This is a genomic window from Pseudomonas sp. ATCC 43928 (assembly GCF_005938665.2).
Classification (GTDB): domain Bacteria; phylum Pseudomonadota; class Gammaproteobacteria; order Pseudomonadales; family Pseudomonadaceae; genus Aquipseudomonas.
On the sequence record NZ_CP041753.1, the window covers coordinates 3,336,606 to 3,361,088 of the forward strand.

Consider the following 24,483-nt stretch of genomic DNA (forward strand, 5'->3'; position numbering starts at 1 on the left):
AGCGCACGCGACGTCGCTTTTGTAGGAGCTGCCGAAGGCTCGGGCCGCGTTCGGACGGTCTTTTGATCTTGATCTTTAAAAGCAAAGTCAAAAGATCGCAGCCTGCGGCAGCTCCTACAGGTGGAGTCAGTGGGGTTTGGCGGATTTGCGCACCCACTTCATCACCACCACAAAAAACACCGGTACAAACACCACCGCCAATGTCGCCGTGATCATCCCGCCGATCACCCCGGTGCCGATCGCCTGCTGGCTTGCGGAACTGGCTCCGGTAGCAATCGCCAACGGCACCACCCCAAGAATGAACGCCAGCGATGTCATCACAATCGGCCGCAACCGCAGGCGCGCCGCTTGCAGCGTGGCATCGATCAGGTCATGACCTTCGTCATACAGGCTTTTGGCGAACTCGATGATCAAGATTGCGTTCTTCGCCGACAGGCCAATGATGGTGATCAGCCCGACCTTGAAGAACACGTCGTTGGGCATCCCGCGCAGGGTCACAGCCAGGACCGCGCCGAGCACACCCAGCGGCACCACCAGCAGCACCGAGGTCGGAATCGACCAACTCTCATACAGCGCCGCCAGGCACAGGAACACGATCAGCAGCGACAGACCGAGCAGCATCGGCGCCTGACTGCCGGACAAGCGTTCCTGCAACGACAACCCGGTCCATTCCTGACCCAACCCCGCCGGGCCTTGCGCCACCAGCCGTTCGATTTCCGCCATGGCTTCGCCGGTGCTGTAACCGGGCGCCGGTTCGCCGGAAATGCTGATGGCCGGGTAGCCGTTGTATCGGGTCAATTGCGCCGGGCCCTGGGTCCAGTTGGCCCGGACGAAGGCCGACAGCGGCACCATTTTTTCAGCGTTGTTGCGTACGTGAATCTTCAGCAGATCGGTGACCTGGCTGCGTTGATCGCCTTCAGCCTGGACCACCACTCGCTGCATTCGCCCCTGGTTGGGGAAGTCGTTGATGTAAGCCGAACCCACAGCGGTGGACAGTACGTTGCCGATGTCGGCAAAGGAGATGCCCAAGGCGTTGGCTTGCTTGCGGTCCACGATCAGCTGAACCTGTGGCGCTTCGGCCAGGGCACTTTCGCGCACGTTCATCAGGATCGGGCTCTTCTCGGCGGCCGCCAGCAACTGGCTACGCGCCCGCATCAGCGTGGCATGGCCGAGGCCGCCACGGTCCTGCAAGCGGAACTCGAAACCGCTGGAGGTGCCGAGACCGTCAACCGGCGGCGGCAGCACCGAGAAAGCCATGGCATCCTTGATCTGGCTCAGCGCGATGTTGGCGCGATCGGCGATGGAACTCGCCGAGTCGTCGCTGCCCCGATCCGACCAGTCCTTGAGCGTGGTGAACGCCAGCGCAGCGTTCTGCCCGCTACCGGAAAAACTGAAGCCGAGAATCACTGTGCTGTCGCCGACGCCCGGTTCGGTGGCGTTGTGTGCTTCGATCTGCTCCACCACATTTATTGTGCGATTCTTGCTCGCGCCCGGTGGCAGTTGGATGTCGGTGATGGTGTAGCCCTGGTCTTCCACCGGCAGGAACGAGGAGGGCAGACGACTGAAACACAGTCCCAGGCCGACTAGCAGCACGCCATAAATCAACAGGTAACGACCGGTGCGTTTCAACGCATAGGCGACCCAGCCCTGATAACGCTCGGTCAGTTGTTCGAAGCGCCGGTTGAACCAGCCAAAGAATCCGGCTTTTTCGTGATGCTCGCCTTTGGCGATCGGCTTCAACAGCGTCGCACACAACGCCGGGGTCAACGTCAGGGCGAGGAACGCCGAGAACAGGATCGACGTGGCCATGGACAGCGAGAACTGTTGGTAAATCACCCCGACCGAGCCCTGCATGAACGCCATCGGAATGAATACCGCCACCAGCACCAGGGTGATGCCGATGATCGCGCCGGTAATCTGCTTCATCGCCTTGCGCGTCGCTTCCTTGGGCGACAGGCCTTCGGTGGCCATGATTCGTTCGACGTTCTCCACCACCACAATCGCGTCGTCCACCAGAATGCCGATGGCCAGCACCATGCCGAACATGGTCAACACGTTGATCGAGAAGCCCAGCGCGAGCATGGTCGCAAACGTGCCCATCAACGCCACCGGCACCACCAGCGTCGGGATCAGCGTGTAGCGGATGTTCTGCAGGAACAGGAACATCACCGCAAACACCAGCACCATCGCCTCGCCGAGGGTGTAAACCACTTTGGTGATCGAGACCTTGACGAAGGGTGAGGTGTCGTACGGGATCTTGTATTCGACACCGGCCGGGAAATAGCGCGCCAGTTCGTCCATCTTTGCTCGCACCAGCGTTGCGGTGCTCAGGGCATTGGCGCCCGGCGACAGTTGCACACTGACGGCGGTAGACGGTTTGCCGTTCAGGCGTGTGGAGAACTGATATTCCTGGCTGCCGATCTCGACCCGCGCCACATCACGGATGCGCACGGTAGAACCGTCAGGATTGGCCTTGAGCACGATGTCGGCGAATTCTTCAGGCGTCGACAACTGGCCTTTGACCAGAACGGTCGCGGTGATTTCCTGAGTGGTGCGGGTCGGCAAGTCGCCGATGCTGCCCGCGGAAACCTGAGCGTTCTGCGCAACGATGGCTGCGTTGACGTCGGCCGGAGTCAGGTTGAAGCCGATCAGCTTCTGCGGGTCGATCCAGATCCGCATCGCCCGTTCGGCGCCGTATAACTGGGCCTTGCCGACGCCGTCCAGACGCTTGATCTCGTTCATCACGTTGCGCGCCAGGTAATCGCTGAGCGCCACGTCGTCGAGCTTGCCGTCGCTGGAGGTGAGGGTGATCAGAAGCAGGAAACCGGCGGAAACTTTCTCCACCTGCAAACCCTGCTGGGTGACCGCTTGAGGCAGGCGCGACTCAACCGCTTTGAGGCGGTTTTGCACATCGACCTGGGCCATTTCCGGATTGGTGCCCGGCTGGAACGTCGCGGTGATGGTGGCGCTGCCGAGGCTGCTCTGGGATTCGAAGTACAGCAGATGGTCGGCGCCGTTGAGTTCTCCTTCGATCAGGCTGACCACGCTTTCGTCCACGGTCTGCGCCGAAGCGCCGGGGTAGGCGGCGTAGATTTCGACTTTCGGCGGCGCAACGTTCGGGTATTGCGCCACGGGTAACTGCCCAATGGCCAACGCACCGGCCAGCAGGATGAACAAGGCAACTACCCAGGCGAATACCGGGCGGTCGATAAAGAACTGCGGCATAAAAAGCGTCCTGCTTACTGACCAGAAACCTGGGCAAGTGGAAGAGGGGTGTTGTCGATCTGGACTTTTTCACCGGGGCGCGCGTGTTGCAGGCCTTCCGTGACGATGCGGTCACCGGGCTTGAGGCCGCGGGTGACGATCCAGCGATCGTTCTGCACCGGGCCCAGCTCTACCGGTTGCTGGCCGACTCGCTGCTCGGCGTCGAGCAATAGCACTTGGGCGACACCGGCGCTGTCACGCTGAATGGCCCGTTGCGGCACGCTGATGCCTTGCTGATTGAAGGCCTGCTCCAGACGTACGCGAACGAAGCTGCCCGGCAGCAAGTCGAGGTCCGGGTTGGGGAACTCGCTGCGCAGAATGATCTGACCGGTGCCCGGGTCGACGGTGATGTCGGTGAACAACAACTTGCCGGGCAATGGATAAAGGCTGCCGTCGTCCTGGATCAGTGTGGCTTTGGCCTGGCCTTGGCCCACTTCCTTCAGTTGGCCGGAACGGAAGGCCCGGCGCAGGTCGTTGAGTTCACGGGTCGATTGGGTCAGGTCGGCGTGGATCGGGTTCAACTGCTGAATCAGCGCCAGCGGCGTGGTTTCGTTCTGGCCCACCAGCGCGCCTTCAGTTACCAGCGCGCGACCGATGCGCCCGGAAATCGGCGCGGTGACGGTGGCATAACCGAGGTTCAATTTCGCCCGCTCCACCGCGGCTTTGTTGGCGGCGACATCGGCGGCGGTCTGCCGGGCATTGGCTCGGGCATTGTCGTAATCCTGAGCGCTGATGGCGTTGCCTTCGATCAACTGGGCGTAACGCTGCTCCTGCAATCTGGCCTGGAACGCGTTGGCTTCGGCCTTGCGCAGCGCGGCTTCGGCGCTGTCCAGGTCGGCCTTGAAGGGGGCCGGGTCGATACGGAACAGAACGTCGCCTTTATTCACGTCGCTGCCTTCGCGGAAGACCCGCTGCAACACCACGCCGGCAACCCGGGCACGCACTTCGGCAATTCGTGGCGCGGCAATCCGCCCGCTCAAGTCACTGCTGATTGACAGAGGACGAGCTTCGACGGTTTCGATGCGCACCGTGGCCAGCGGTGCCGATTCTTCGGCGGTCGAAGACTGGTCACAAGCGCTCAGCGCCAACGCCAGGGCAATCAGGCTGAGCGTGGCAAGCAGGTTCTTTGACATGGAAATACCCCAATAATGACTACCCGCATCCTACGGGGAGTCGATGAGGGTAGCGGTGAAGCTTTGTTGGTGCTGTGTGAAATTGTGTAAGGGTTTTGCTCGCGTATGCATGAGGGCGTATATCCTTCGCAGCTTGAAACTTTTTGCGACGGTCAGGCCGCCTTCGCGGGCAAGCCCACGATGAGGCCCCGCCAGTCGCCACAGCACTTTCTGGAAACACCCATGCCCAACATCCTCCTGGTCGAAGACGACACCGCACTCTCGGAACTGATTGCCAGCTACCTGGAACGCAACGGTTATTCCGTCAGCGTGATCAGCCGCGGCGATCATGTACGCGAACGCGCGCGGGTCAGTCCGCCGGACCTGGTGATTCTCGATCTGATGCTGCCGGGGCTCGACGGCTTGCAGGTCTGCCGCTTGCTGCGGGCCGATTCGGCGACGTTGCCGATCCTGATGCTCACCGCCCGTGACGACAGCCACGATCAGGTGCTGGGCCTGGAAATGGGCGCAGACGACTACGTCACCAAACCTTGCGAGCCCCGTGTGTTGCTGGCCCGCGTACGCACGCTGTTGCGTCGCAGCAGCCTCAGCGAACCGCAGACCGCTAATGACCGTATTCTCATGGGCAACCTGTGCATCGACCTGTCCGAGCGCACTGTGACCTGGCGCGGGCAACTGGTCGAGCTGTCCAGCGGCGAATACAACTTGCTGGTGGTGCTGGCCCGGCATGCCGGCGAAGTGCTGAGCCGCGATCAGATTCTGCAACGCCTGCGCGGTATCGAATTCAACGGTACCGACCGCTCGGTGGATGTGGCCATCTCCAAACTGCGGCGCAAGTTCGACGACCACGCCGGCGAGGCGCGCAAGATCAAGACCGTGTGGGGCAAGGGCTACCTGTTCAGCCGCTCCGAGTGGGAATGCTGAAGCATGTTCAGAATCCTGTTTCGTCTGTACCTGGTGACCATCGTTTCGTTCAGCGCGGCGATCTACCTGGTGCCGGACCTGGTGATCAAGGTCTTCCATGAGCGTTTTGTGACCTACAACCTCGATTACTCCCGAGGTTTGCAAACGCTGATCGTCAAACAGTTTCGTACGGTGCCTGTCGAGCAGTGGCCGGCGCTGGCGGCGGAGATGGACAAGGAGTTCCAGCCGCTGCACATCATTTTGACCCGCAACGACGATACCGAATTTACCCTGGATGAGCGCGAACGCTTGCAGCGCGGGGAGAACGTGGTACGCATCGGCGACTGGGGCTGGCGCACCCTGGCGGTGACACCGTTGAACGAGCAGATGGTGGTGGAGATGGTCGTGCCACCGGACCCCACGGATGTCAGTTGGTTGTACTGGAGCATCAACGTGCTGATCGGTGCGACGATGCTGGCCTGCCTGTTGTTGTGGCTGCGCCCGCACTGGCGCGACCTGGAACGTCTCAAAAGCACCGCCGAACGCTTCGGCAAGGGCCACCTGAGCGAGCGCACGCAGATTTCCCCCAGCTCCAACATCGGCAGCCTGGCCAACGTGTTCGACACCATGGCCGGCGACATCGAAAACCTGCTCAACCAGCAGCGCGACTTGCTCAACGCCGTGTCCCACGAATTGCGCACGCCGTTGACGCGGCTGGATTTCGGCCTGGCCCTGGCGCTGTCCGACGACTTGCCGGCCACCAGCCGGGAACGCCTGCAAGGCCTGGTCGCGCACATTCGCGAACTGGATGAGCTGGTGCTGGAGCTGCTGTCCTACAGCCGATTGCAAAACCCGGCTCGGCTGCCGGATCAGGTCGAGGTGTCGCTGGATGAATTCATCGACAGTATTTTGGGCAGCGTCGATGAAGAGCTTGAGTCACCGGAAATCGTCATTGATGTGCTGCTGCACGGTCAGCTCGAACGCTTCTCGCTGGACCCGCGATTGACCGCCCGGGCGATCCAGAACCTGCTGCGCAACGCCATGCGCTATTGCGAGAAGCGGATTCAGATTGGTGTGCAGGTGTGCGCCAAAGGCTGTGAGATCTGGGTGGACGACGATGGCATTGGCATTCCCGATGAAGAGCGGGAGCGGATCTTTGAGCCGTTCTATCGGCTGGATCGCAGTCGGGATCGCGCCACAGGCGGGTTTGGCCTGGGGCTGGCAATCAGCCGCCGAGCACTGGAAGCGCAGGGCGGCACGCTGACCGCGCAGGCATCACCATTGGGCGGCGCACGGTTCCGTTTGTGGCTGCCCACCTCAGCCTGACGCATTCGTTGTAGCAGCTGCCGAGCCCGCGAGGCTGCGTTCGAGTGCGCAGCACTCGTAAAACCAGGCAACCGGTTCTTCCAGGAAAACCGCATTCGCAGGACTTGCGAGGACTGCGTCCTCGGACGCAGCCTCGCGGGCTCGGCAGCTGCTACGAGCCAGGTGAGGGAACGATCTGCAGTTCAGTCGAGCAGTTCGGCTGACTCAATCAACCCAACCCCCGCCACCTGCATCCGCTCAATCGCCGCCGCCAGCGACCCTTCCAGATCAATCGCGCGGCAAGCATCCATCACCACAAACGCATTGAACCCCGCCGCCCGCGCATCCAGCGCAGAAAACATCACGCAGAAATCCAGTGCCAGCCCAACCATGTAAACCGTGTCGATGCCGCGTTCTTTCAGGTACCCGGCCAAACCGGTGGTTGTGGTTCGATCCGCCTCCAGAAACGCCGAATAACTGTCGATGTCCGGGTTGCAGCCCTTGCGGATGATCAATTGGGCGTGGGGCAGGTCCAGCTCCGGGTGGAACTCGGCGCCGGGCGTGGCGCGAACACAATGCTCCGGCCACAGCGTCTGTTCACCGTAAGGCAACTGAATCACGTCGTAAGGCTTGTGCCCAGGGTGGCTGGAAGCGAACGAGGCGTGGCCGGGCGGGTGCCAGTCCTGGGCAATGATGACCTGTTTGAACTGGCGACCCAGACGATTAATCAGGGGCACAATCAGGTCACCCTCCGGCACCGGCAATTGACCGCCGGGAATGAAGTCGTTTTGTACGTCGATGACCAGTAAGGCAGCGCGTGAAGAAATTGGCATGGGGTAGGTTCCTCCTTGGAAAGTCGGGTGCAAGCATAGTGACAAGTTCGCTGGAGTGCTAAGCCGGCTTCTCAATAACTTCGCCGGGCCCTCCAGTGCTGCCGCCGGGTTATGCCCGATCAGCATCAAGGCGTGTTCCATGCTCGCCCAATAGACAACGGTCATGGACCTCATGGGCGATGGACGGTGAACACCGCAGTGTGAACAATTATTCATTTTTTTCTGACAATCATTGCAAGGAAAGCGCAAATCGAGGCGCTATCCTCGACAGCGTTCGTTGTCCATTTGGAGAACTGCCATGAAAGATCAGGTCCATCCCTCTGCGGCCGCAGGGTATAAAACCGGTGCCGACACCTATGTCCGTGGTCGTCCGGATTATCCACCCCAAGTGGCTGACTGGCTTACGGTTACCCTTGAGTTGAACGCCGATAGAACCGTGCTCGACCTAGGCGCCGGCACCGGCAAGTTCACCGGGCCGTTGGTGGCGACCGGGGCGCAGGTGATTGCGGTGGAACCTGTGCCGCAGATGCTGGAGAAACTGTGCGAAGCCTTTCCTGAGGTACTGGCAGCGAGCGGCACCGCCACCGACCTCCCGCTGCCGGATGCGTCGGTGGACGTGGTGGTCTGTGCTCAGGCCTTTCACTGGTTTGCCAGCACCGAGGCGTTGACCGAGATTGCCCGGGTGCTCAAGCCCGGCGGCAAGCTGGGGCTGGTGTGGAACCTGCGCGACGCCAAGGTCAGCTGGATGCCAAAACTGGATGCGATTGTCAACGCGCTGGAAGGCGACACACCGCGTTATTACACCGGCGCGTGGCGCGAAGCCTTTCCACATCAGGCATTCGGGCCGTTGCAGGTGCAGTATTTCAGTCATGGTCATACGGGGTCGCTGGAGGATGTAATTTTCAATCGGGTGCGCTCCATCAGTTATATCGCTGCGTTGCCGGTGGCGGAGCGGGCGAAGGTTGATGCACAACTGCGGGCATTGATTGCCGGGGAACCGGCGCTGAGGGGGCGGGATGTGGTGACCGTGCCTTATGAAACCGTAGCGTTTGTGGCGGTGAAGGGCCGTTAGATCGGCGGTGCGGCCTTCGCGAGTAAGCCCACACACAGGGAATTTGTGAGCGCCAAAGACCCCCTGTGGGAGCAGGCTTGCTCGCGAAAGGGCCGGTCCAGACGCTAAAAAAACCTGAAGCCAGTCCCGCATTTGGCCGAACCGCTGCCTTACTGCCGGCACGGATGCCTTGTTATAGTTCGGGCTTCATTTTCTGCCCGGTAAAGGATCACTGCCATGTCTCAATACACCGCCTTCAGCGTCGAACTGGCCGATAACATCGCCCATGTGCAGATCAACCGTCCGGACAAGATCAACTCGATGAACGCCGCGTTCTGGAGCGAGATCATCGAGATTTTCCAGTGGATCGACGATACCGATGAAGTCCGGGTGGTGGTGCTCAGCGGCGCTGGCAAGCATTTTTCTTCCGGCATCGACCTGATGATGCTCGCCGGTGTGGCCAATGAGCTGGGCAAGGACGTCGGCCGCAATGCGCGCCTGCTGCGGCGCAAGATCCTGGCGCTGCAAGCGTCGTTCAACGCCGTCGACAACTGCCGCAAACCGGTGCTGGCGGCGGTGCAGGGTTATTGCCTGGGCGGCGCCATCGACCTGATTTCCGCCTGCGACATGCGTTACGCGGCTGAAGACGCGCAATTTTCCATCAAGGAAATCGATATCGGCATGGCGGCCGATGTTGGCACTTTGCAACGCTTGCCGCGGATCATCGGTGACGGCATGCTGCGTGAACTGGCTTACACTGGTCGCACCTTTGGCGCCGAAGAAGCGCGTAACATTGGCTTGGTCAATCGCGTCTACAGCGACACCGCCAGCCTGATTGAAGGCGTGATGGGGATTGCCCGCGAAATCGCCGGCAAGTCGCCGATTGCCATCACCGGTACCAAAGAGATGATCAGCTACATGCGCGACCATCGCATCGACGACGGCCTTGAATACGTCGCCACGTGGAACGCCGCCATGCTGCAGTCCACCGATCTGCGCGTGGCCATGGCCGCCCATATGAGCAAACAGAAACCCGAATTTCTGGATTGATTAACCATGACTTCACGCTGGACCACTGCAGTACTGGACACCGATCAACCCGGCGGCTGGGCCGTGGCGCGCAGCCCCGAAGGTTTTTTGTTCGATGACAATGGCGCCCTGTTTCCACGGGAATGGCTCAAGCGTCAGGACTTGTCGATTCTTGCCGAGCACGGCATCGGTCACCTGGATGGCGAACCGGTGTACCTGCTGGAACTGCGCGGTCACAGCGACGTGCCGGGTTGTAACTGGAAAGGCCTGCGGGCGTTCATGCTCGATGGCGATCACACCGTCTACAAGGTTCTGGGCTATGCCGCGCAAATCGGTACCTGGGCCCGTGAGCACCGTTTTTGCGGCAACTGCGGGCAGGCGATGATCCAGGTGCCGCGCGAGCGGGCAATGTACTGCGAGCCATGCGATTTACGCAGCTACCCGCGTATTTCGCCAAGCATGATTGTGCTGGTGACCCGTGGCGACGAGGTTCTGCTGGCCCGTTCGCCGCGTTTTGTCACCGGGGTCTACAGCACGTTGGCGGGGTTTGCCGAGCCGGGTGAGTCGGCCGAAGATTGCCTGATTCGCGAGGTTCGCGAAGAGGTGCAGATCGAGGTCAAGAACATCCAGTACATGGGCAGTCAGTGCTGGCCGTTCCCGCATTCGATGATGCTCGGTTTTCATGCCGAGTACGCCGGTGGCGAGATTGTCTGTCAGGAAGACGAGATCGAAGACGCCCAGTGGTTCAACGTGCACGAGCTGCCGCCGTTGCCGGCGTCACGCTCGATTGCCCGCTACCTGATCGACGTCTACGTGGCGCGGCGCTTAGGCCACGCTGAACCAGTGCTGCCAGGCTAGGCGCACGGTCAGGCCGAGCACCACCGTAATGAACACCGGACGAATGAATTTCGCACCGCCGCTGATGGCGGTGCGCGCGCCAAAGAAGGCGCCGACCATCACCGACAGGCCCATGCTCAGGCCGATAATCCAGTCCACTTGCCCGGAAAAGATGAACACCGACAGCGCTGCAATGTTGCTGACGAAGTTCATGCTGCGCGCCACGCCGCTGGCCTTGACCAGGTCGATGGGGTAGAGCAGCAGGCTGCTGACGGTCCAGAACGCCCCCGTTCCCGGGCCGGCCACGCCGTCATAGAAACCGAGGCTGAAGCCTTGGCTCGATTGCCACTTTTTCTTGATGGGTGCATCGCTGTCCAGCGGCGCTTTCGGTGTGCCGCCGAACAACAGGTACAGGCCGCAGGCGAACACAATTACCGGCAGCATTTTGTTCAGCCATTCCGCCGGCAAATAATGAGCGACGATGGCGCCGCTGAGCGCACCAACCAACGTGCCGACGATGGCATGCATCCATTGCCGTGGATGAAACAGCTTGCGCCGGTAGAAGGTGAAGCTGGCAGTGGCCGAGCCAAAGGTCGAACTGAGTTTGTTGGTGCCCAGTACCAGATGCGGCGGCAGGCCGGCGGTCAGCAGTGCCGGGGTGGTCAACAGACCGCCACCACCGGCGATGGCGTCGATGAAACCGGCAATGAAAGCGACGAGAGCCAGAACGGCCAGGGTAGTGAGGTCAACGCTGAGTTCGAAAGGCATGGAATGGGGCTTATTCGGCAGGGCGCAGAAGAGGGCTGCGGGGAAAGGCCGGTATCTTACTCATATCCAACTTCTGCGGCGACCTGAGCCGATCGTTCCCACGCTTCCGCGTGGGAATGCATCTTGTGACGCTCTGCGTCACGGCGGACGCGGAGCGTCCGTGGCGGCATTACCCCGCAGAGCGTGGGAACGATCGGTGAGGTGATGTTACAGACCTAGGTCAGACAACCCGGGGTGATCATCCGGCCGGCGACCCAGTGGCCAGTGGAATTTGCGCTCGCTTTCCTTGATCGGCAGGTCGTTGATGCAGGCGTAGCGGTTGAACATCAGGCCGTTCTCGTCGAACTCCCAGTTTTCGTTGCCGTAGGAACGGAACCAGTTACCCGAATCGTCGTGCCATTCGTAGGCGTAACGCACGGCGATGCGGTTGTCGCCATGGGCCCAGAGTTCCTTGATCAGCCGGTAGTCCAGTTCCTTGGCCCATTTGCGGGTCAGGAAAGCTTTGGCTTCTTCGCGGTTGTGGGCGAACTCGGCGCGGTTACGCCACTGGGTGTCCAGGGTGTAGGCAAGAGACACCCGTTCCGGGTCACGGGAGTTCCAGCCATCTTCGGCCAGGCGAACTTTTTCGATGGCCGATTCACGGGTAAACGGCGGCAATGGCGGACGAACTTCGGCAGTAGACATATTAAGTCTCCCTATCAAATTAACGTTCAAACAAGTTGTCGGGCTTATTTAAAGTGTTACAGGTCCAATAACTTTCGCGCCATGCATTGCGCATTATCGGCGGCACTGTGATCACCCATCACAAGCGCTACGGTAATGGCACCGTCGATCAGGATCAGCAGCTGTCTGGCCAGCGTCTCCGGGTCTGTTGCGCCATATTCGGTACAGAGCTCGCGCACGTAGTCGAGCAGTTTCTGTTTGTGGTCTTTGGCGACCAGGCGAACCGGGTCTTGCGGGTCGCCGGTTTCGCCGCTGGTATTGATGAATGCGCAGCCGCGGAAGCCTTCGGAGACGAACCAGGCCTTGAGCACGGTAAACAGGTTGAGCAGCCGCTCGGCCGGGGTTTGGGCCGTGCCGACTTCGCTCCGGTACCAGTGCATCCAGCGCTCATCACGGCGTTGCAGGGCCGCGACGACAAGCTCCTCCTTGTTGGTGAAGTAGCGGTAAATACTTTTTCTGGAAACGCCGGCGGTTTTCACCAGAAGATCCATGCCGGTGGCAGCAATGCCACTTTTGTAGATCAACTTTTCGGTGACATCCAGAATGATGTCGCGTGTGTCATTGCTAGTGATTTCGTTCATGTGGCAAACAGTAGAATGATCGTTCTTCATGGTCAAGTAGTTATTTGTAGCGCCTATGAAATTGCCTTCGCGGGCAAGCCTCGCTCCTACAGGATTTGTGTTCCAAACGACGAAAAACCGTAGGAGCGAGGCTTGCCCGCGAAGAGGTCTTTACAGACAGTAACAAGACCCAAACCCATCCATGGTGTAAGCTCTCAGGCTCTTCGGATTCGACCCTTTGCGAGCCCTATGCCGTTGCTTTTCAAACGTTCTCTGCTGCCTAAATTGCGCAGTTTTCCGCTGACCGCCGATGCCGTCACCATCCTCTCTGGCGCTGCCGAGTTCCGTCGTTGCCTGCTGGAAAAAATCGCTCAGGCGACCCGGCGTATCTATATCGTTGCGCTGTACCTGCAACAGGATGAGGCCGGCCAGGAAATCCTCGATGCGCTGCACGCGGCCAAACTGGCACGTCCGGAACTGGACGTGGTGGTGGTCGTGGACTGGCTGCGCGCCCAGCGCGGCTTGATCGGTGCCGGCAAGCAACCGGGCAACTCGGCCTGGTATCAGGAAACCACCCGCACCCACGAAAGCGAAGTGCCGGTGTACGGCGTGCCGGTGCAGACCCGCGAACTGTTCGGCGTACTGCATTTGAAAGGCTTCGTGATCGACGATTGCGTGATCTACAGCGGCGCGAGCCTGAACAACGTTTACCTGCACAAATTCGACAAGTACCGCTTCGACCGTTATCACCTGCTGCAGAATCAGGCGCTGGCCGATTCGATGCATCACCTGATCCAGCACGGTTTGATCACCTCCAAAGCGGTGCATCGTCTAGACCTGCCGAACCTGCCGACCACCCGCAGTCTGCGCCACGACATCGGCGACCTGCGCAGCCGTCTCAAGCACGCGGCGTACGACACCACGGCGGGCAGCACGGTAAAGGGCGGTTTATCGGTCAGTCCGTTGCTCGGTGTGGGCAAGAACAACCCGTTGAGTCGAGTCATCTGCGAGCTGATCGCCAGTGCGCAGCATCAGCTGACCATCTGCACGCCGTACTTCAACCTGCCGCTGGCGGTGACCCGGGAAATCAATCGGGCCCTGGCTCGCGGCGTGAAGATCGACATCATCGTCGGCGACAAGACCGCCAACGACTTCTACATCCCGCCCAGCGAGCCGTTCAAGGTGATCGCGGCGCTGCCATACCTCTACGAAATCAGCCTGCGACGTTTCGCCAAGCGTCATCAGCGCAACATCGACAGCGGCAAGCTGAACCTGCATCTGTGGAAGGATGGTGACAACACCTATCATCTCAAGGGCATGTGGATCGATCAGCGCTACACCTTGCTGACCGGCAACAACCTCAATCCACGGGCGTTCCGTCTCGACCTGGAAAATGCGTTGCTGATTGATGATCCGAAAGGCGAGTTGCTGGAGCCGCGTGGCAAGGAACTGGCAGAGATTTTCCAGCACACCCGCCGTATTGAGCGTTACCTGGATCTGCAAACGCTGCCGGATTACCCGGCGGGAGTGGCCAGGTTTCTCAAGCGTGTGAGTCGGGTGCGGATCGAGCGGTTGTTGTATCGGATTTTGTAGGGCTCAAAAGCAAAGATTGCAGCCTTCGGCAGCTCCGCGCCTGTGGGCGCCGCCGAAGGCTGCGATCTTTTCACAGACAACGCCGATATTCAGTTCAACCCCAACTTCCCCCGCAACATCGACAAGTCCTCAGCCAAGGTATTCACCGGCCCGACCAGCGCTTTGCGGTCGCTGTCCTTCACCTTGTCATACGTTTCAAAACCACCCCCTGTAGTTTTGTACTTGGCTAACGTCTTGTTCACCGTAGCGAAGTTCTTGTCGACTTTGGCCATGAATGCCGCGTCTTGCTTCTCGATCTGCGGACGGAACAGGTCGACGATTTTCTTCGCGCCGTCGATGTTGCCCTGGAAATCATAGAGGTCGGTGTGGCTGTAGCGATCTTCCTCGCCGGATATCTTGGTGGCGGCCACTTCTTCAAGCAGCGCAGCGGCGCCGCCGACGACTTTTTCCGGTGGGAAGGTCAGGCCGGCGACGCGGGTTTGCAGGTCTTTCACGTCTTTGTTCAAGCCGTCAGCCAGCTTGTCCAGACCCTGGGTGCTGTTCTCTGAAAACAATGAATATTCGATGCGATGGAAACCGGTGAAGTCTTCGGCCTTCACGCCTTTTTCGTGGTCGTCGACCCGCGAGTCGATGGACGCATCGAGGTCACTGAACAACTCGGCAATTGGTTCGATCGACTCGTAATAGACGCGGGTCGGTGCGTAGAGCTTTTTCGCGGTGGCCAGGTCGCCTTTTTTCACTGCATCGGTGAATTGCTGAGTGTGGCTGGCGAGTTCATCCAGTTGTTCGGTGACGTAGATCTTGTAGTCAGAGATCGGCCCCACCAACTCCAGTGGCGCCGTCGCCGCGAAAGCCGAAAACGGGGTGTTGAGCAAACCAAGGGTCAGCAGTAACGCGAGGGGCGACTTTTTCATGGGACGGTTCCGTGGAGTGGTAAGGGTCAGACTGAGGCTTTGGGTTGTGTGGCGTTGAGCAGCGAGCGGCCGATGAAGTCCTTGTCGCCGGTCACACCCGGCAGGGTGAAGAAGTACCCGCCGCCAACCGGTTTCAGGTATTCCTCCAACGGCTCGCCATTGAGTCGGGTCTGCACGGTGATGAAGCCTTTTTGCAAATCCGCCTGGTAACAGATGAACAGCAAACCCATGTCCAGCTGACCGTTCTTGTTCACGCCGTTGGAGTAGTTGAACGGTCGGCGCAGGATCAGGTTGGCCTGGGTTGCGGCGGTGCGCGGGTTGGCCAGGCGGATGTGGGCGTCGAGTTTGGTCAGCTTGCCTTTCGGGTCTTTGGCGTAATCCGGGACTTGGGTTTCATGCGCACCATCCATCGGTGCACCGGTGCTCTTGACCCGGCCGATAATGCTTTGCTGTTCTTGCAGCGGCGTGCGGTCCCAGCGCTCGACGAAGTTGCGGATGATCCGCACCGCCTGGTAGCTGCCGTTGACCGCCCAGGCCGGTTCGTCGCTGCCGGGCTGGACCCAGACGATGCTGTCCATGGCCTTGGCATCGTTGGAGTCGGGGTTGGCCGAGCCGTCGCGAAAACCCAGAAAGTTGCGTGCGCTTTGCGCCGGCACACCGGGTTTCGTCGGGGCTTGCGGAGGCACGCTGCCTTCCTGCTTCCAGCGCACCAGCAACAGGTCCGGCAGGTTTTTCACGATGTCGCGCAGGGCGTGGATGTTGGTGTCGGCGGTGTTGGAGCAGAACTGCAGGCTAAGGTCGCCGTGGCAGCAGTCGGCCTCCAGTGCGTCGTTGGGGAAACCGACCATGCGGATCAGCCGCTTGGGCTTGGCGCCGGCCAGACCGAAGCGCTCGTCGAACAGCGACTCGCCCACCGATACGGTGATGGTCAGGTTGTCCGGTGTAACCACCGGGCCAAGAATCCCCGAGTCCAGCGGTGGCAGTTTGGGGGCGACCTGGGCCACCGGACCGCCCTGCATCAGGAACGCGATACGCTCGTTGAGCGTGCGAAACAGCCGCTCCAGATCTGCGCGGTCGCTGGCCAATACGTCGAACGACACCAGCATGCCGGATGTTGGGCGCGGGGTGACGATGCCGGTCTGGTGCTGGCCGTGGAAGGCGTGGCGGTCCTCGGTCTTGTCGCTGCTCGGTGCTTCGGTGACTTGCGCCGGGGTCGCGGCCATGACCGGGCAACTCAGGGCCGAACCGGCTATCGCCACACCGGCGGCTCCCATACCCATCAATACACGACGGCGTTGTGCTGAAAACTGTTCTGAGTCGTTCATCTGTCTGAGGTCTTCTGCTTACAGGCCGGAAAGGCCAAGGGCGGGATCGATTCCATCGAGTGCATCGGCCAGAACCTTGGCCTTGTCGGCGATACGTTTGCGCTGTTCGGCGCTGACAGTGTCGTAGCTGGCGTAGCCATCCTTGACCTTGAAACCGTTGAGTTCGGCGTCGAAGGCCGTGACCGCGCTGTCGATTTTCGCCAGTAGTTCAGCGGCAGGTTTGCTCAGCAATGGCCGCAACAGGTCGACGACTTTGCGGGTCGCGTCGAGGTTGGCGGCGAAACCGTTCAGGTCGGAGTGGCTGTAGCGTTCTTCTTCGCCGCTGCTGGCACGTACCTCGGCGAGGCTGTTGAGGTTGCGCACCAGCATGCTCACCAGTTGTTCCGGTGGCAGCGACTGGGCCAGCAGTTGTTGTTTGAGATTGGCGACATCGATGCTCAGGCGTTGTGCAACTGGCGTCAGACCGTCGAGGTTGCGTTGTTGGAACAGCGCGTATTCGAGGCGGTGGAAGCCGACGAAGCCCGGATCCTGCTCGCGCTTATCGAAGTAATCGGCGCGGGAATTGATCGCGTTGTCCAGCTCCGCGAGGCGCTGGGCTGCTGGAGCCAACCGTTGATAGACCGCACGAGCCGGCACATACAAGGCTTGTGCCTGGCTCAGGTCGCCGGCCTCGATCGCTTGCTCAAGCGCGGCGACGGCTTTGATCAATGCGGTGCTCTGGCTGCTCAGGTACACGCGAAATTCCGACAATGGGCCAATGAACGCCACCATCGACGGACGCGCCTTGGCCGCCGCATCGGATGCGGTGGTCGGGGTGACATGCAAGATGCCGCGCGGGTTGCTCAGCAAGCCGCAGGTGATGGCGTAGTCGCCGGGCAACAGGTTGGCGTTGATCACCTGGCTCAGGTCAGGGGCGATGTTCTCGCGCTCTTCGACCACCAGCACGCCGTCAAGAATTTCCCATTCGACGGCACGGTCCGAGCGGTTGACGATACGGAAACTGGTGCGACCGGCCGGAACCGTCAACGCATTCGGTTCGCAGCTGTGCGGGTGAAGGGTGACCAGCACTTGGTCGTGGTTGCTCTGGCGCTTGGCGGCGGCCATTTTCGAGGCGTAGTAGAACAGGCCACCGGCGGCGATCATCACGATCACCGAACCGGCTACCGCCCAGCGCAAGGCGCGGGGCGGGGAAGCCACTGGAGGAACTGGCGTTGACATGAAGGCCCTTACTGGCTGGAAACGGAGGAGGGTGTTTGCGCAGACGTGGCTACGGGAGCCGGGAGAAAAAACATCACCAGTGCCACCAACAGATAAGTCAGATATGCCCCGAGGGTGCTGACGGTCGGCGCGTCCTGGTAGCCGAACATGCCGGCCAGCACCGAGCCCAGCGGGCCGTCCATCGGCAGCGTGGCGCTGAAGTCGAAGAGCACGGTTTGCAGGTGATTCCACACGCCGGCTTCATGCAGGGCTTGCACCGAGTTGGAGAGAATCCCGGCGGCTACCACCAGAATGAACAGACCGGTCCAGCGCAAGAACGCCGAGAGATTCAGGCGCAGGCTGCCGGTGTAGATCAGGAAGCCGACGATGATCGCCAGGGCCAGGCCGAGCAGGGCGCCGAGCGGTGCGGCCGGGCCTTCGCTTTGCTGGAACACGGCGAGCAGGAAGAACACCGTTTCCAGGCCTTCCCGGGCGACGGCGAAAAACACCATGGCGATCAGCGCGGTCACTTGATGCCTGGAGCCGGTCAGCGCCTGATCGAGGGAAACGTGCAGCGAATGCTTGATCGAACGCGCCACCTTGCGCATCCAGAACACCATGGAGCTGAGAATGCCGACGGCCAGCAAACCGACCACACCTTCAAACAGCTCTTGCTGCTTTTGCGGGAATTCAGCACTGACCAGTTCCAGGCCACCGCCGACCAGCAGGGCCAGCGCGGCGGCGAGGAATACACCGACCCACACTGCCGGCATCCATTGGCCGCGACCGGTCTGCTTGAGGTAACTGGCGATAATGCCAACGATCAACGCGGCTTCGATGCCTTCGCGCAGCATGATCAGAAAAGGAACGAGCATTCAGCACCGGGGAGTAATTAGATAGGGTGCTAATTTGTAACATGATGAAACTCATTCTCATATGGTAGTTATTGCTAATTGCCTGAACCTAAGCTGAACAACCCTGAAGATCCCACCATCCCTTAGGAGCGAGCGGTGCGCTAATATGCCCACCACTCCAATAACAAGGCTCACCCCGGTCAATGTCGGAAAAAGACACCATCGCCATTCAACTGGTGCGTGAAGCACTGTTGCAAAGTTGCGCCCCGGGCGCTGCCACCGCAGAGGTGTTGAACAAGGTCGGCATCGATCCAGCGCTGTTGGACAGCACCGACGCGCGTGTCCCGGCCGCCGCCTATGCGCGCCTGTGGCGTTTGCTGGCCCGGCGTGGGGACGATGAGTTTTTTGGCATGGACCCGCGCAAGCTCAAGTCCGGCAGCCTGGAGTTCCTCTGTCACTGCTCCATGGTCCAGCCAAGCCTGGCCGCCGGGCTGACCTCGGGCCTGAGCTTTCTGTCGTTGATGCTCGAACGCCTGCCCGCGCAACTGGTTCGCCAGCAAAGCCTGGCGGAAATCGTCCTGCTGGAGGACGACGAAGAACCGCGCCGCGCCTTCACCTATTTCACTTACTGGATGATCGTGCACGGCGTTGCCTGCTGGCTGGCGGGGCGGCGGATTCCGATCCTGGCCATCGAACTGCGTTGCCCGGAGCCGGATTTTTGCGATGACTATCGGGTGATGTTTTCCGAGAACCTGCGATTCGACCGGCCGCGCACGCGGATGATTTTCTCCGCCGACTGCCTGGATTTGCCGATCAAGCGCAGCGCTGAAGAGCTCAAGCGCTTTCTGGCCCATGCGCCGGCGAACATTCTGGTCAAGTACCGCGACCCCGAGAGCCTGGCCAGCCGGATCAAGCACGATCTGCGGCAATTGCCCGCCGAGCGCTGGCCGGAAACCGAAGCGCTGGCGCAGCAACTGTGCATGTCGGCCTCAACGTTGCGCCGCCGCCTGGCTGAAGAAGGGCAGACGTATCAGGGGCTCAAGGACAGCGTGCGCAAGGAACTGGCCATCGTCTGGCTGGCCGAGCCGGCCATCAGCTTCGCTGAAATCGCCACCCGTTTGGGGTTTGCCGATGCCAGCTCGTTCTACAAGGCGTTTCGCAAATGGTCGGGGTCCAATCCTGGGCATTATCGGAGTTTGATTCTGAACGAGGCTGACTGATCCGGATCCTGGGGGGCTGACGCCATCGCGGGCACGCCCTCGAACCTTGGCCAAACCAGTCACACAACTTGATAGCTTTGACCATTGTCCCGCTCCCCGCGCAGAGCGAGTATTTCCTTGTTGATTACGGTTCCCCCAACCTAATAAAAATACAGAGGGATTCTGGCAATGCGCGATTACTTGTCTGCTACGTCACAGTTCAATTATCAGCACACCGTCGATGCCGCGCTCACAGGGTCGTTGACAGCGCTCAACGCCTGCGTCGAGTGTTGCGACCGGCATGCCTTGCCGGGGCGCATTGCGCTGTTCTGGGAGGGTCGCGATGGCAGCAGCGCGACCTACACCTTCAGCGACTTGCAGGACAAGGCCGCGCGTTTCGCCAACTTTCTGGTGGCCCAGGGCGTGAAGAAAGGCGACAAGGTCGCAGGCCTGCTGCCCCGCAACTTCGAATTGCTGATCACCGTGTTTGCCGCCTGGCGCATCGGGGCGGTTTATCAGCCGCTGTTCACCGCCTTCGGCCCCAAAGCCATCGAACACCGTCTGAACAGTTCCGGCGCCAAAGTGGTGGTCACCGATGCGGTCAATCGCCCGAAACTGGCTGAAGTGGCCGACTGCCCGACCATCGTCACCGTCGGCGGTCCGAAAGGCCAAGGTATTGTTCGGGGTGATTTCAGTTTCTGGGCCGAACTGGCCAACTATTCCAGCGTCTGCGAACCGGTATTGCTGACTGGCGAAGACCCGTTCCTGCTGATGTTCACCTCGGGCACCACCGGCCCGTCGAAAGCGCTGTCGGTGCCGCTCAAGGCCATCGTTGCGTTCCAGAGTTACACCCGCGACGCTGTAGACCTGCGCCCCGAGGACGCCTTCTGGAACGTCGCCGATCCGGGTTGGGCTTACGGTATTTATTTCGGTGTCACCGGGCCGATGGCGATGGGGCATCCGATCACCTTTTACGATGGCCCGTTCACCCTCGAAAGCACCTGCCGGGTGATCAACAAATACGGGATTACCAACCTCACTGGCTCACCGACCGCCTATCGCTTGCTGATTGCCGGTGGCGATGAATTCGCCCGTTCGATCAAGGGCAAGCTGCGCATCGTCAGCAGCGCCGGCGAGCCGCTGAATCCGGAAGTGATCCGCTGGTTCGCCGACAACCTCGGCGTGGTGATTCACGACCATTACGGCCAGACCGAACTGGGCATGGTCCTGTGCAATCACCATGGCCTGGAACATCCGATCCACATGGGCGCCGCCGGTTTTGCCTCGCCGGGCCACCGTATCGTGGTGCTGGATGAGGAATACAAAGAACTCGGCGTTGGCCAGCCAGGAATCCTGGCCATTGACCGTACCCAGTCGCCGATGTGCTGGTTCGGTGGTTACGAAGGCGTACCGACCAAAGCGTTCGTCGGCAATTATTACCTGAGCGGCGACACCGTCGAGTGGAACCCGGACGGCAGCATCAGCTTCGTCGGCCGCAGCGACGACGTGATTACCACCTCGGGTTACCGCGTCGGCCCGTTCGACGTGGAAAGCGCCCTGATCGAACACCCGGCGGTGGTCGAGGCGGCGGTGATCGGCAAGCCCGACCCGGAGCGCACCGAACTGGTGAAAGCCTTCGTCGTGCTCAGCCCGCAATACCGCGCCGAGCCTGCGCTGGCCGAAGAACTGCGGCAACACGTGCGCAAGCGTCTGGCGGCGCACTCGTACCCCCGTGAAATCGAATTTGTCAGCGAATTGCCGAAAACCCCAAGCGGCAAATTGCAGCGCTTTATCTTGCGCAACCAGGAAATCGCCAAGGCTCAAGAGGCCGCCGCGAAGAACGTTTCAGCTTGAATCCAAGGAAACAATGATGCAGATCGAAAACAAGGTTTTTCTCGTCACCGGCGGTGCTTCCGGCCTCGGTGCCGCCACTGCTGAAATGCTGGTGGCCGCCGGCGCCAAGGTGATGTTGGTGGACATGAACGCCGAAGCCGTCGCGGCGCAGGCGGCATGTCTCGGCGCGCAAAGCGTGGTGGCCGACATCAGCAATGAAGCGGCGGCAGAAGCGGCGGTGCAGGCGACGGTCAAAGCGTTTGGCGGCCTTAATGGCTTGGTCAATTGCGCCGGCATCGTGCGTGGCGAGAAGATCCTCGGCAAGACCGGCCCTCATGCCTTGGCCAGTTTCAGCCAGGTGATCAACGTCAACCTGATCGGCAGTTTCAATATGCTGCGCCTGGCTGCTGCGGCGATTGCCGAGACTGAAGCCGATGCAGACGGCGAGCGCGGGGTGATCATCAACACCGCCTCGGTGGCGGCCTTCGACGGCCAGATTGGCCAGGCCGCGTATTCGGCGTCCAAAGGCGCGATTGCCAGCCTGACCTTGCCTGCCGCCCGTGAGCTGGCGCGCTTCGGCATCCGCGTGATGACCATCGCACCGGGCATTTTCGAAACGCCGATGATGGCCGGCATGACCCCGGAAGTACGTGATTCACTGGCCGCTGGGGTGCCGTTTCCGCCACGCCTGGGCAAGCCGAGCGAGTACGCCGCGCTGGCCCGGCATATCATAGAAAACAGCATGCTCAACGGCGAGGTGATCCGTCTCGACGGTGCCTTGCGCATGGCCGCCAAATAAGGAGTATTTGTCATGACACTGTCCAACGATCCGATTGTTATTGTCAGCGCCGTCCGCACCCCGATGGGCGGTTTCCAGGGCGAACTGAAAAGCCTGACCGCGCCGCAACTGGGCGCTGCTGCGATTCGTGCCGCGGTCGAACGCGCCGGTATCGCCCCTGAATCCGTCGAAGAAGTGCTGTTCGGCTGCGTGCTCTCCGCCGGCCTCGGCCAGGCCCCGGCGCGGCAAGCGGCACTGGGCGCCGGGTTGGATAAATCGACCCGCTGCACGACGCTGAACAAAATGTGCGGCTCGGGCATGGAAGCGACGATCCTGGCCCACGACATGCTGATCGCCGGCAGCGCCGACGTGGTGGTCGCTGGCGGCATGGAAAGCATGTCCAACGCGCCGTACCTGCTGGACCGCGCCCGCAGCGGTTACCGCATGGGCCATGGCCAGGTGCTCGATCACATGTTCCTCGATGGCCTCGAAGACGCCTACGACAAGGGCCGCCTGATGGGCACCTTTGCCGAGGATTGCGCCGAGACCAATGGCTTCAGCCGTGAAGATCAGGACGCGTTTGCCATCGCGTCGACCACCCGCGCCCAACAGGCGATCGAGGAAGGTAGTTTTAACGCCGAGATCGTGCCGCTCACCGTGACGGTCGGCAAACAGCAAGTGCTGATCAGCCACGACGAACAACCGCCGAAAGCCAAACTGGACAAGATCGCTTCGCTGAAACCGGCGTTCCGCGAGGGCGGCACGGTGACGGCGGCCAACTCCAGTTCGATTTCCGACGGCGCGGCGGCACTGGTGCTGATGCGCCGTTCCGAAGCCGAGAAACAAGGCTTGAAACCACTGGCAGTGATTCATGGCCACGCGGCGTTCGCCGACACCCCGGGGCTGTTCCCGGTGGCACCGGTGGGTGCGATCAAGAAGTTGATGAAGAAAACCGGCTGGTCACTGGACGAAGTCGAGTTGTTTGAAGTCAACGAAGCTTTTGCCGTGGTGAGCCTGGTGACCATGACCAAGCTGGAAATCTCCCACGAGAAGATCAACGTCCACGGCGGTGCCTGTGCCTTGGGCCACCCGATTGGTGCGTCCGGCGCGCGGATTCTCGTCACCTTGCTCTCGGCCCTGCGCCAGAAAGGCCTGAAACGCGGCGTGGCAGCGATCTGCATCGGTGGCGGCGAAGCGACGGCCATGGCCGTTGAATGCCTGTACTAAAGCTTGGCATTAAGGAATCTACATGCTGCCCAACGACGAACAACTTCAGATCAGCGACGCGGCCCGGCAGTTTGCCCAGGAACGGCTGAAACCGTTCGCCGCCGAATGGGACCGCGAACATCGCTTCCCCAAGGAAGCCATCAGCGAGATGGCTGACCTGGGCTTCTTCGGCATGCTGGTGCCGGAGCAGTGGGGCGGTTGTGACACCGGATACCTGGCTTACGCCATGGCCCTGGAAGAAATCGCTGCCGGCGACGGCGCCTGCTCGACCATCATGAGCGTGCACAACTCGGTGGGTTGCGTGCCGATCCTCAAGTTCGGCAACGACGACCAGAAAGAACGTTTCCTCAAACCGCTGGCCGCCGGCGCGATGCTCGGTGCGTTTGCGCTGACCGAACCGCAAGCCGGCTCCGATGCCAGCAGCCTGAAAACCCGTGCCCGGCTGGAAGGCGATCACTACGTGCTCAACGGCTGCAAGCAGTTCATCACTTCCGGGCAAAACGCCGGAGTGGTGATTGTGTTTGCGGTGACTGACCCGAGTGCCGGCAAACGCGGGATCACCGCGCTGATCGTGCCCACCGATTCGCCGGGCTATAAAGTCGCGCGGGTCGAAGACAAGCTCGGCCAGCACGCCTCTGATACCTGCCAGATCCTCTTCGAGGATGTGAAAGTGCCGGTGGCCAATCGACTGGGTGAGGAGGGCGAAGGCTACAAGATCGCCCTGGCTAACCTCGAAGGCGGACGTGTCGGCATCGCCTCGCAATCGGTGGGCATGGCCCGCGCCGCGTTCGAAGCGGCCCGCGACTACGCCCGCGAACGCGAGAGCTTCGGCAAGCCGATCATCGAGCACCAGGCGGTAGCGTTCCGCCTGGCCGACATGGCCACCCAGATCGCCGTGGCCCGGCAGATGGTGCATTACGCGGCGGCATTGCGCGACAGCGGCAAACCGGCGCTGGTCGAAGCGTCGATGGCAAAACTGTTCGCCTCGGAAATGGCCGAAAAGGTTTGTTCCTCGGCGTTGCAAACCCTTGGCGGTTACGGTTACCTGAACGACTTCCCGCTGGAGCGGATCTACCGCGACGTGCGGGTGTGCCAGATCTACGAAGGCACCAGCGACATTCAGCGCATGGTCATTTCGCGCAATCTTTGAGAAGGAG

21 protein-coding genes are annotated in these 24,483 nt (G+C 60.9%); 11 read left to right on the top strand and 10 right to left on the bottom strand.

Annotated features, from left to right (window positions below; genetic code table 11):
* Window positions 1–126 precede the first annotated feature (126 nt).
* Together FFH90_RS15350 and FFH90_RS15355 are read right to left on the bottom strand one after the other, a co-directional pair.
* Window positions 127–3,225, bottom strand: a complete 3,099-nt coding sequence (locus tag FFH90_RS15350; protein WP_138867500.1) for an efflux RND transporter permease subunit — start codon at window positions 3,223–3,225, stop codon at window positions 127–129.
* A 14-nt stretch (window positions 3,226–3,239) separates the two neighbouring features.
* Window positions 3,240–4,397: an efflux RND transporter periplasmic adaptor subunit gene (locus FFH90_RS15355; RefSeq protein ID WP_138867501.1), complete on the bottom strand. Its 1,158-nt coding sequence runs from the start codon at window positions 4,395–4,397 to the stop codon at window positions 3,240–3,242.
* 222 nt (window positions 4,398–4,619) lie between these two features.
* On the opposite strand from FFH90_RS15355, the gene FFH90_RS15360 reads away from it, so the two are divergent.
* Both FFH90_RS15360 and FFH90_RS15365 read left to right on the top strand, forming a co-directional pair.
* A complete protein-coding gene (locus FFH90_RS15360; protein ID WP_018929113.1) occupies window positions 4,620–5,321 on the top strand; it encodes a response regulator transcription factor in 702 nt (233 codons plus the stop codon).
* Window positions 5,322–5,324: 3 nt separating this feature from the next.
* Window positions 5,325–6,626 carry an ATP-binding protein gene (locus tag FFH90_RS15365; protein WP_018929114.1) on the top strand — a complete coding sequence of 434 codons (1,302 nt, stop codon included), beginning with the start codon at window positions 5,325–5,327 and terminating at the stop codon, window positions 6,624–6,626.
* A gap of 182 nt (window positions 6,627–6,808) precedes the next feature.
* Here the strand turns inward: FFH90_RS15365 and pncA are convergent, their stop codons facing one another.
* Window positions 6,809–7,438, bottom strand: coding sequence for a bifunctional nicotinamidase/pyrazinamidase (gene pncA, locus FFH90_RS15370; RefSeq protein ID WP_019578833.1), 630 nt, complete (start codon window positions 7,436–7,438; stop codon window positions 6,809–6,811).
* Between the two features lie 298 nt (window positions 7,439–7,736).
* Here pncA and FFH90_RS15375 point away from each other — a divergent pair, with 298 nt between their 5' ends.
* From FFH90_RS15375 to nudC, 3 genes are all read left to right on the top strand, one after another.
* A complete protein-coding gene (locus FFH90_RS15375; RefSeq protein WP_018929116.1) occupies window positions 7,737–8,510 on the top strand; it encodes a class I SAM-dependent methyltransferase in 774 nt (257 codons plus the stop codon).
* A gap of 216 nt (window positions 8,511–8,726) precedes the next feature.
* Complete coding sequence (locus FFH90_RS15380; protein ID WP_138867502.1) at window positions 8,727–9,539, top strand: crotonase/enoyl-CoA hydratase family protein; 813 nt, start codon at window positions 8,727–8,729, stop codon at window positions 9,537–9,539.
* Window positions 9,540–9,545: 6 nt separating this feature from the next.
* Window positions 9,546–10,376, top strand: coding sequence for an NAD(+) diphosphatase (gene nudC, locus FFH90_RS15385; RefSeq protein ID WP_138867503.1), 831 nt, complete (start codon window positions 9,546–9,548; stop codon window positions 10,374–10,376).
* Here the strand turns inward: nudC and FFH90_RS15390 are convergent.
* From FFH90_RS15390 to FFH90_RS15405, 3 genes are all read right to left on the bottom strand, one after another.
* Entirely contained in the window at window positions 10,344–11,123 is a 780-nt protein-coding gene (locus FFH90_RS15390; protein ID WP_019578834.1) for a TSUP family transporter, read from the bottom strand. The genes nudC and FFH90_RS15390 overlap by 33 nt on opposite strands.
* A 207-nt stretch (window positions 11,124–11,330) precedes the next feature.
* Window positions 11,331–11,807, bottom strand: coding sequence for a nuclear transport factor 2 family protein (locus tag FFH90_RS15400; RefSeq protein WP_018929120.1), 477 nt, complete (start codon window positions 11,805–11,807; stop codon window positions 11,331–11,333).
* A 56-nt stretch (window positions 11,808–11,863) separates the two neighbouring features.
* Window positions 11,864–12,427: a TetR/AcrR family transcriptional regulator gene (locus FFH90_RS15405; protein ID WP_138867504.1), complete on the bottom strand. Its 564-nt coding sequence runs from the start codon at window positions 12,425–12,427 to the stop codon at window positions 11,864–11,866.
* Between the two features lie 228 nt (window positions 12,428–12,655).
* Here FFH90_RS15405 and pssA point away from each other — a divergent pair, with 228 nt between their 5' ends.
* A complete protein-coding gene (pssA, locus tag FFH90_RS15410) occupies window positions 12,656–13,999 on the top strand; it encodes a CDP-diacylglycerol--serine O-phosphatidyltransferase (RefSeq protein ID WP_138867505.1) in 1,344 nt (447 codons plus the stop codon).
* An 89-nt stretch (window positions 14,000–14,088) separates the two neighbouring features.
* On the opposite strand, the gene efeO (FFH90_RS15415) is transcribed toward pssA, so the two are convergent.
* The 4 genes from efeO (FFH90_RS15415) to efeU are packed head-to-tail and all read right to left on the bottom strand — an operon-like array spanning window position 14,089 to window position 18,310.
* Window positions 14,089–14,913, bottom strand: a complete 825-nt coding sequence (efeO, locus tag FFH90_RS15415; protein ID WP_018929123.1) for an iron uptake system protein EfeO — start codon at window positions 14,911–14,913, stop codon at window positions 14,089–14,091.
* A gap of 26 nt (window positions 14,914–14,939) precedes the next feature.
* On the bottom strand, window positions 14,940–16,238 hold the full coding sequence (efeB, locus tag FFH90_RS15420; RefSeq protein ID WP_138867506.1) for an iron uptake transporter deferrochelatase/peroxidase subunit: 1,299 nt from the start codon (window positions 16,236–16,238) through the stop codon (window positions 14,940–14,942).
* An 18-nt stretch (window positions 16,239–16,256) separates the two neighbouring features.
* The gene (gene efeO / locus FFH90_RS15425) at window positions 16,257–17,456 is read right to left on the bottom strand and encodes an iron uptake system protein EfeO (protein WP_138867507.1); all 1,200 of its coding nucleotides are present in this window, start codon (window positions 17,454–17,456) and stop codon (window positions 16,257–16,259) included.
* 8 nt (window positions 17,457–17,464) lie between these two features.
* Window positions 17,465–18,310, bottom strand: coding sequence for an iron uptake transporter permease EfeU (efeU, locus tag FFH90_RS15430; protein ID WP_105346113.1), 846 nt, complete (start codon window positions 18,308–18,310; stop codon window positions 17,465–17,467).
* A 182-nt stretch (window positions 18,311–18,492) separates the two neighbouring features.
* Here efeU and FFH90_RS15435 point away from each other — a divergent pair, with 182 nt between their 5' ends.
* From FFH90_RS15435 to FFH90_RS15455, 5 genes are all read left to right on the top strand, one after another.
* Entirely contained in the window at window positions 18,493–19,509 is a 1,017-nt protein-coding gene (locus FFH90_RS15435) for an AraC family transcriptional regulator (protein ID WP_138867508.1), read from the top strand.
* A gap of 168 nt (window positions 19,510–19,677) precedes the next feature.
* Window positions 19,678–21,342 carry an AMP-binding protein gene (locus tag FFH90_RS15440; protein ID WP_138867509.1) on the top strand — a complete coding sequence of 555 codons (1,665 nt, stop codon included), beginning with the start codon at window positions 19,678–19,680 and terminating at the stop codon, window positions 21,340–21,342.
* Window positions 21,343–21,358: 16 nt separating this feature from the next.
* Entirely contained in the window at window positions 21,359–22,120 is a 762-nt protein-coding gene (locus FFH90_RS15445) for an SDR family NAD(P)-dependent oxidoreductase (protein WP_138867510.1), read from the top strand.
* 12 nt (window positions 22,121–22,132) lie between these two features.
* Entirely contained in the window at window positions 22,133–23,326 is a 1,194-nt protein-coding gene (locus FFH90_RS15450; RefSeq protein WP_018929130.1) for an acetyl-CoA C-acyltransferase, read from the top strand.
* 22 nt (window positions 23,327–23,348) lie between these two features.
* Window positions 23,349–24,476 carry an acyl-CoA dehydrogenase gene (locus FFH90_RS15455; protein WP_138867511.1) on the top strand — a complete coding sequence of 376 codons (1,128 nt, stop codon included), beginning with the start codon at window positions 23,349–23,351 and terminating at the stop codon, window positions 24,474–24,476.
* Window positions 24,477–24,483 lie beyond the last annotated feature (7 nt).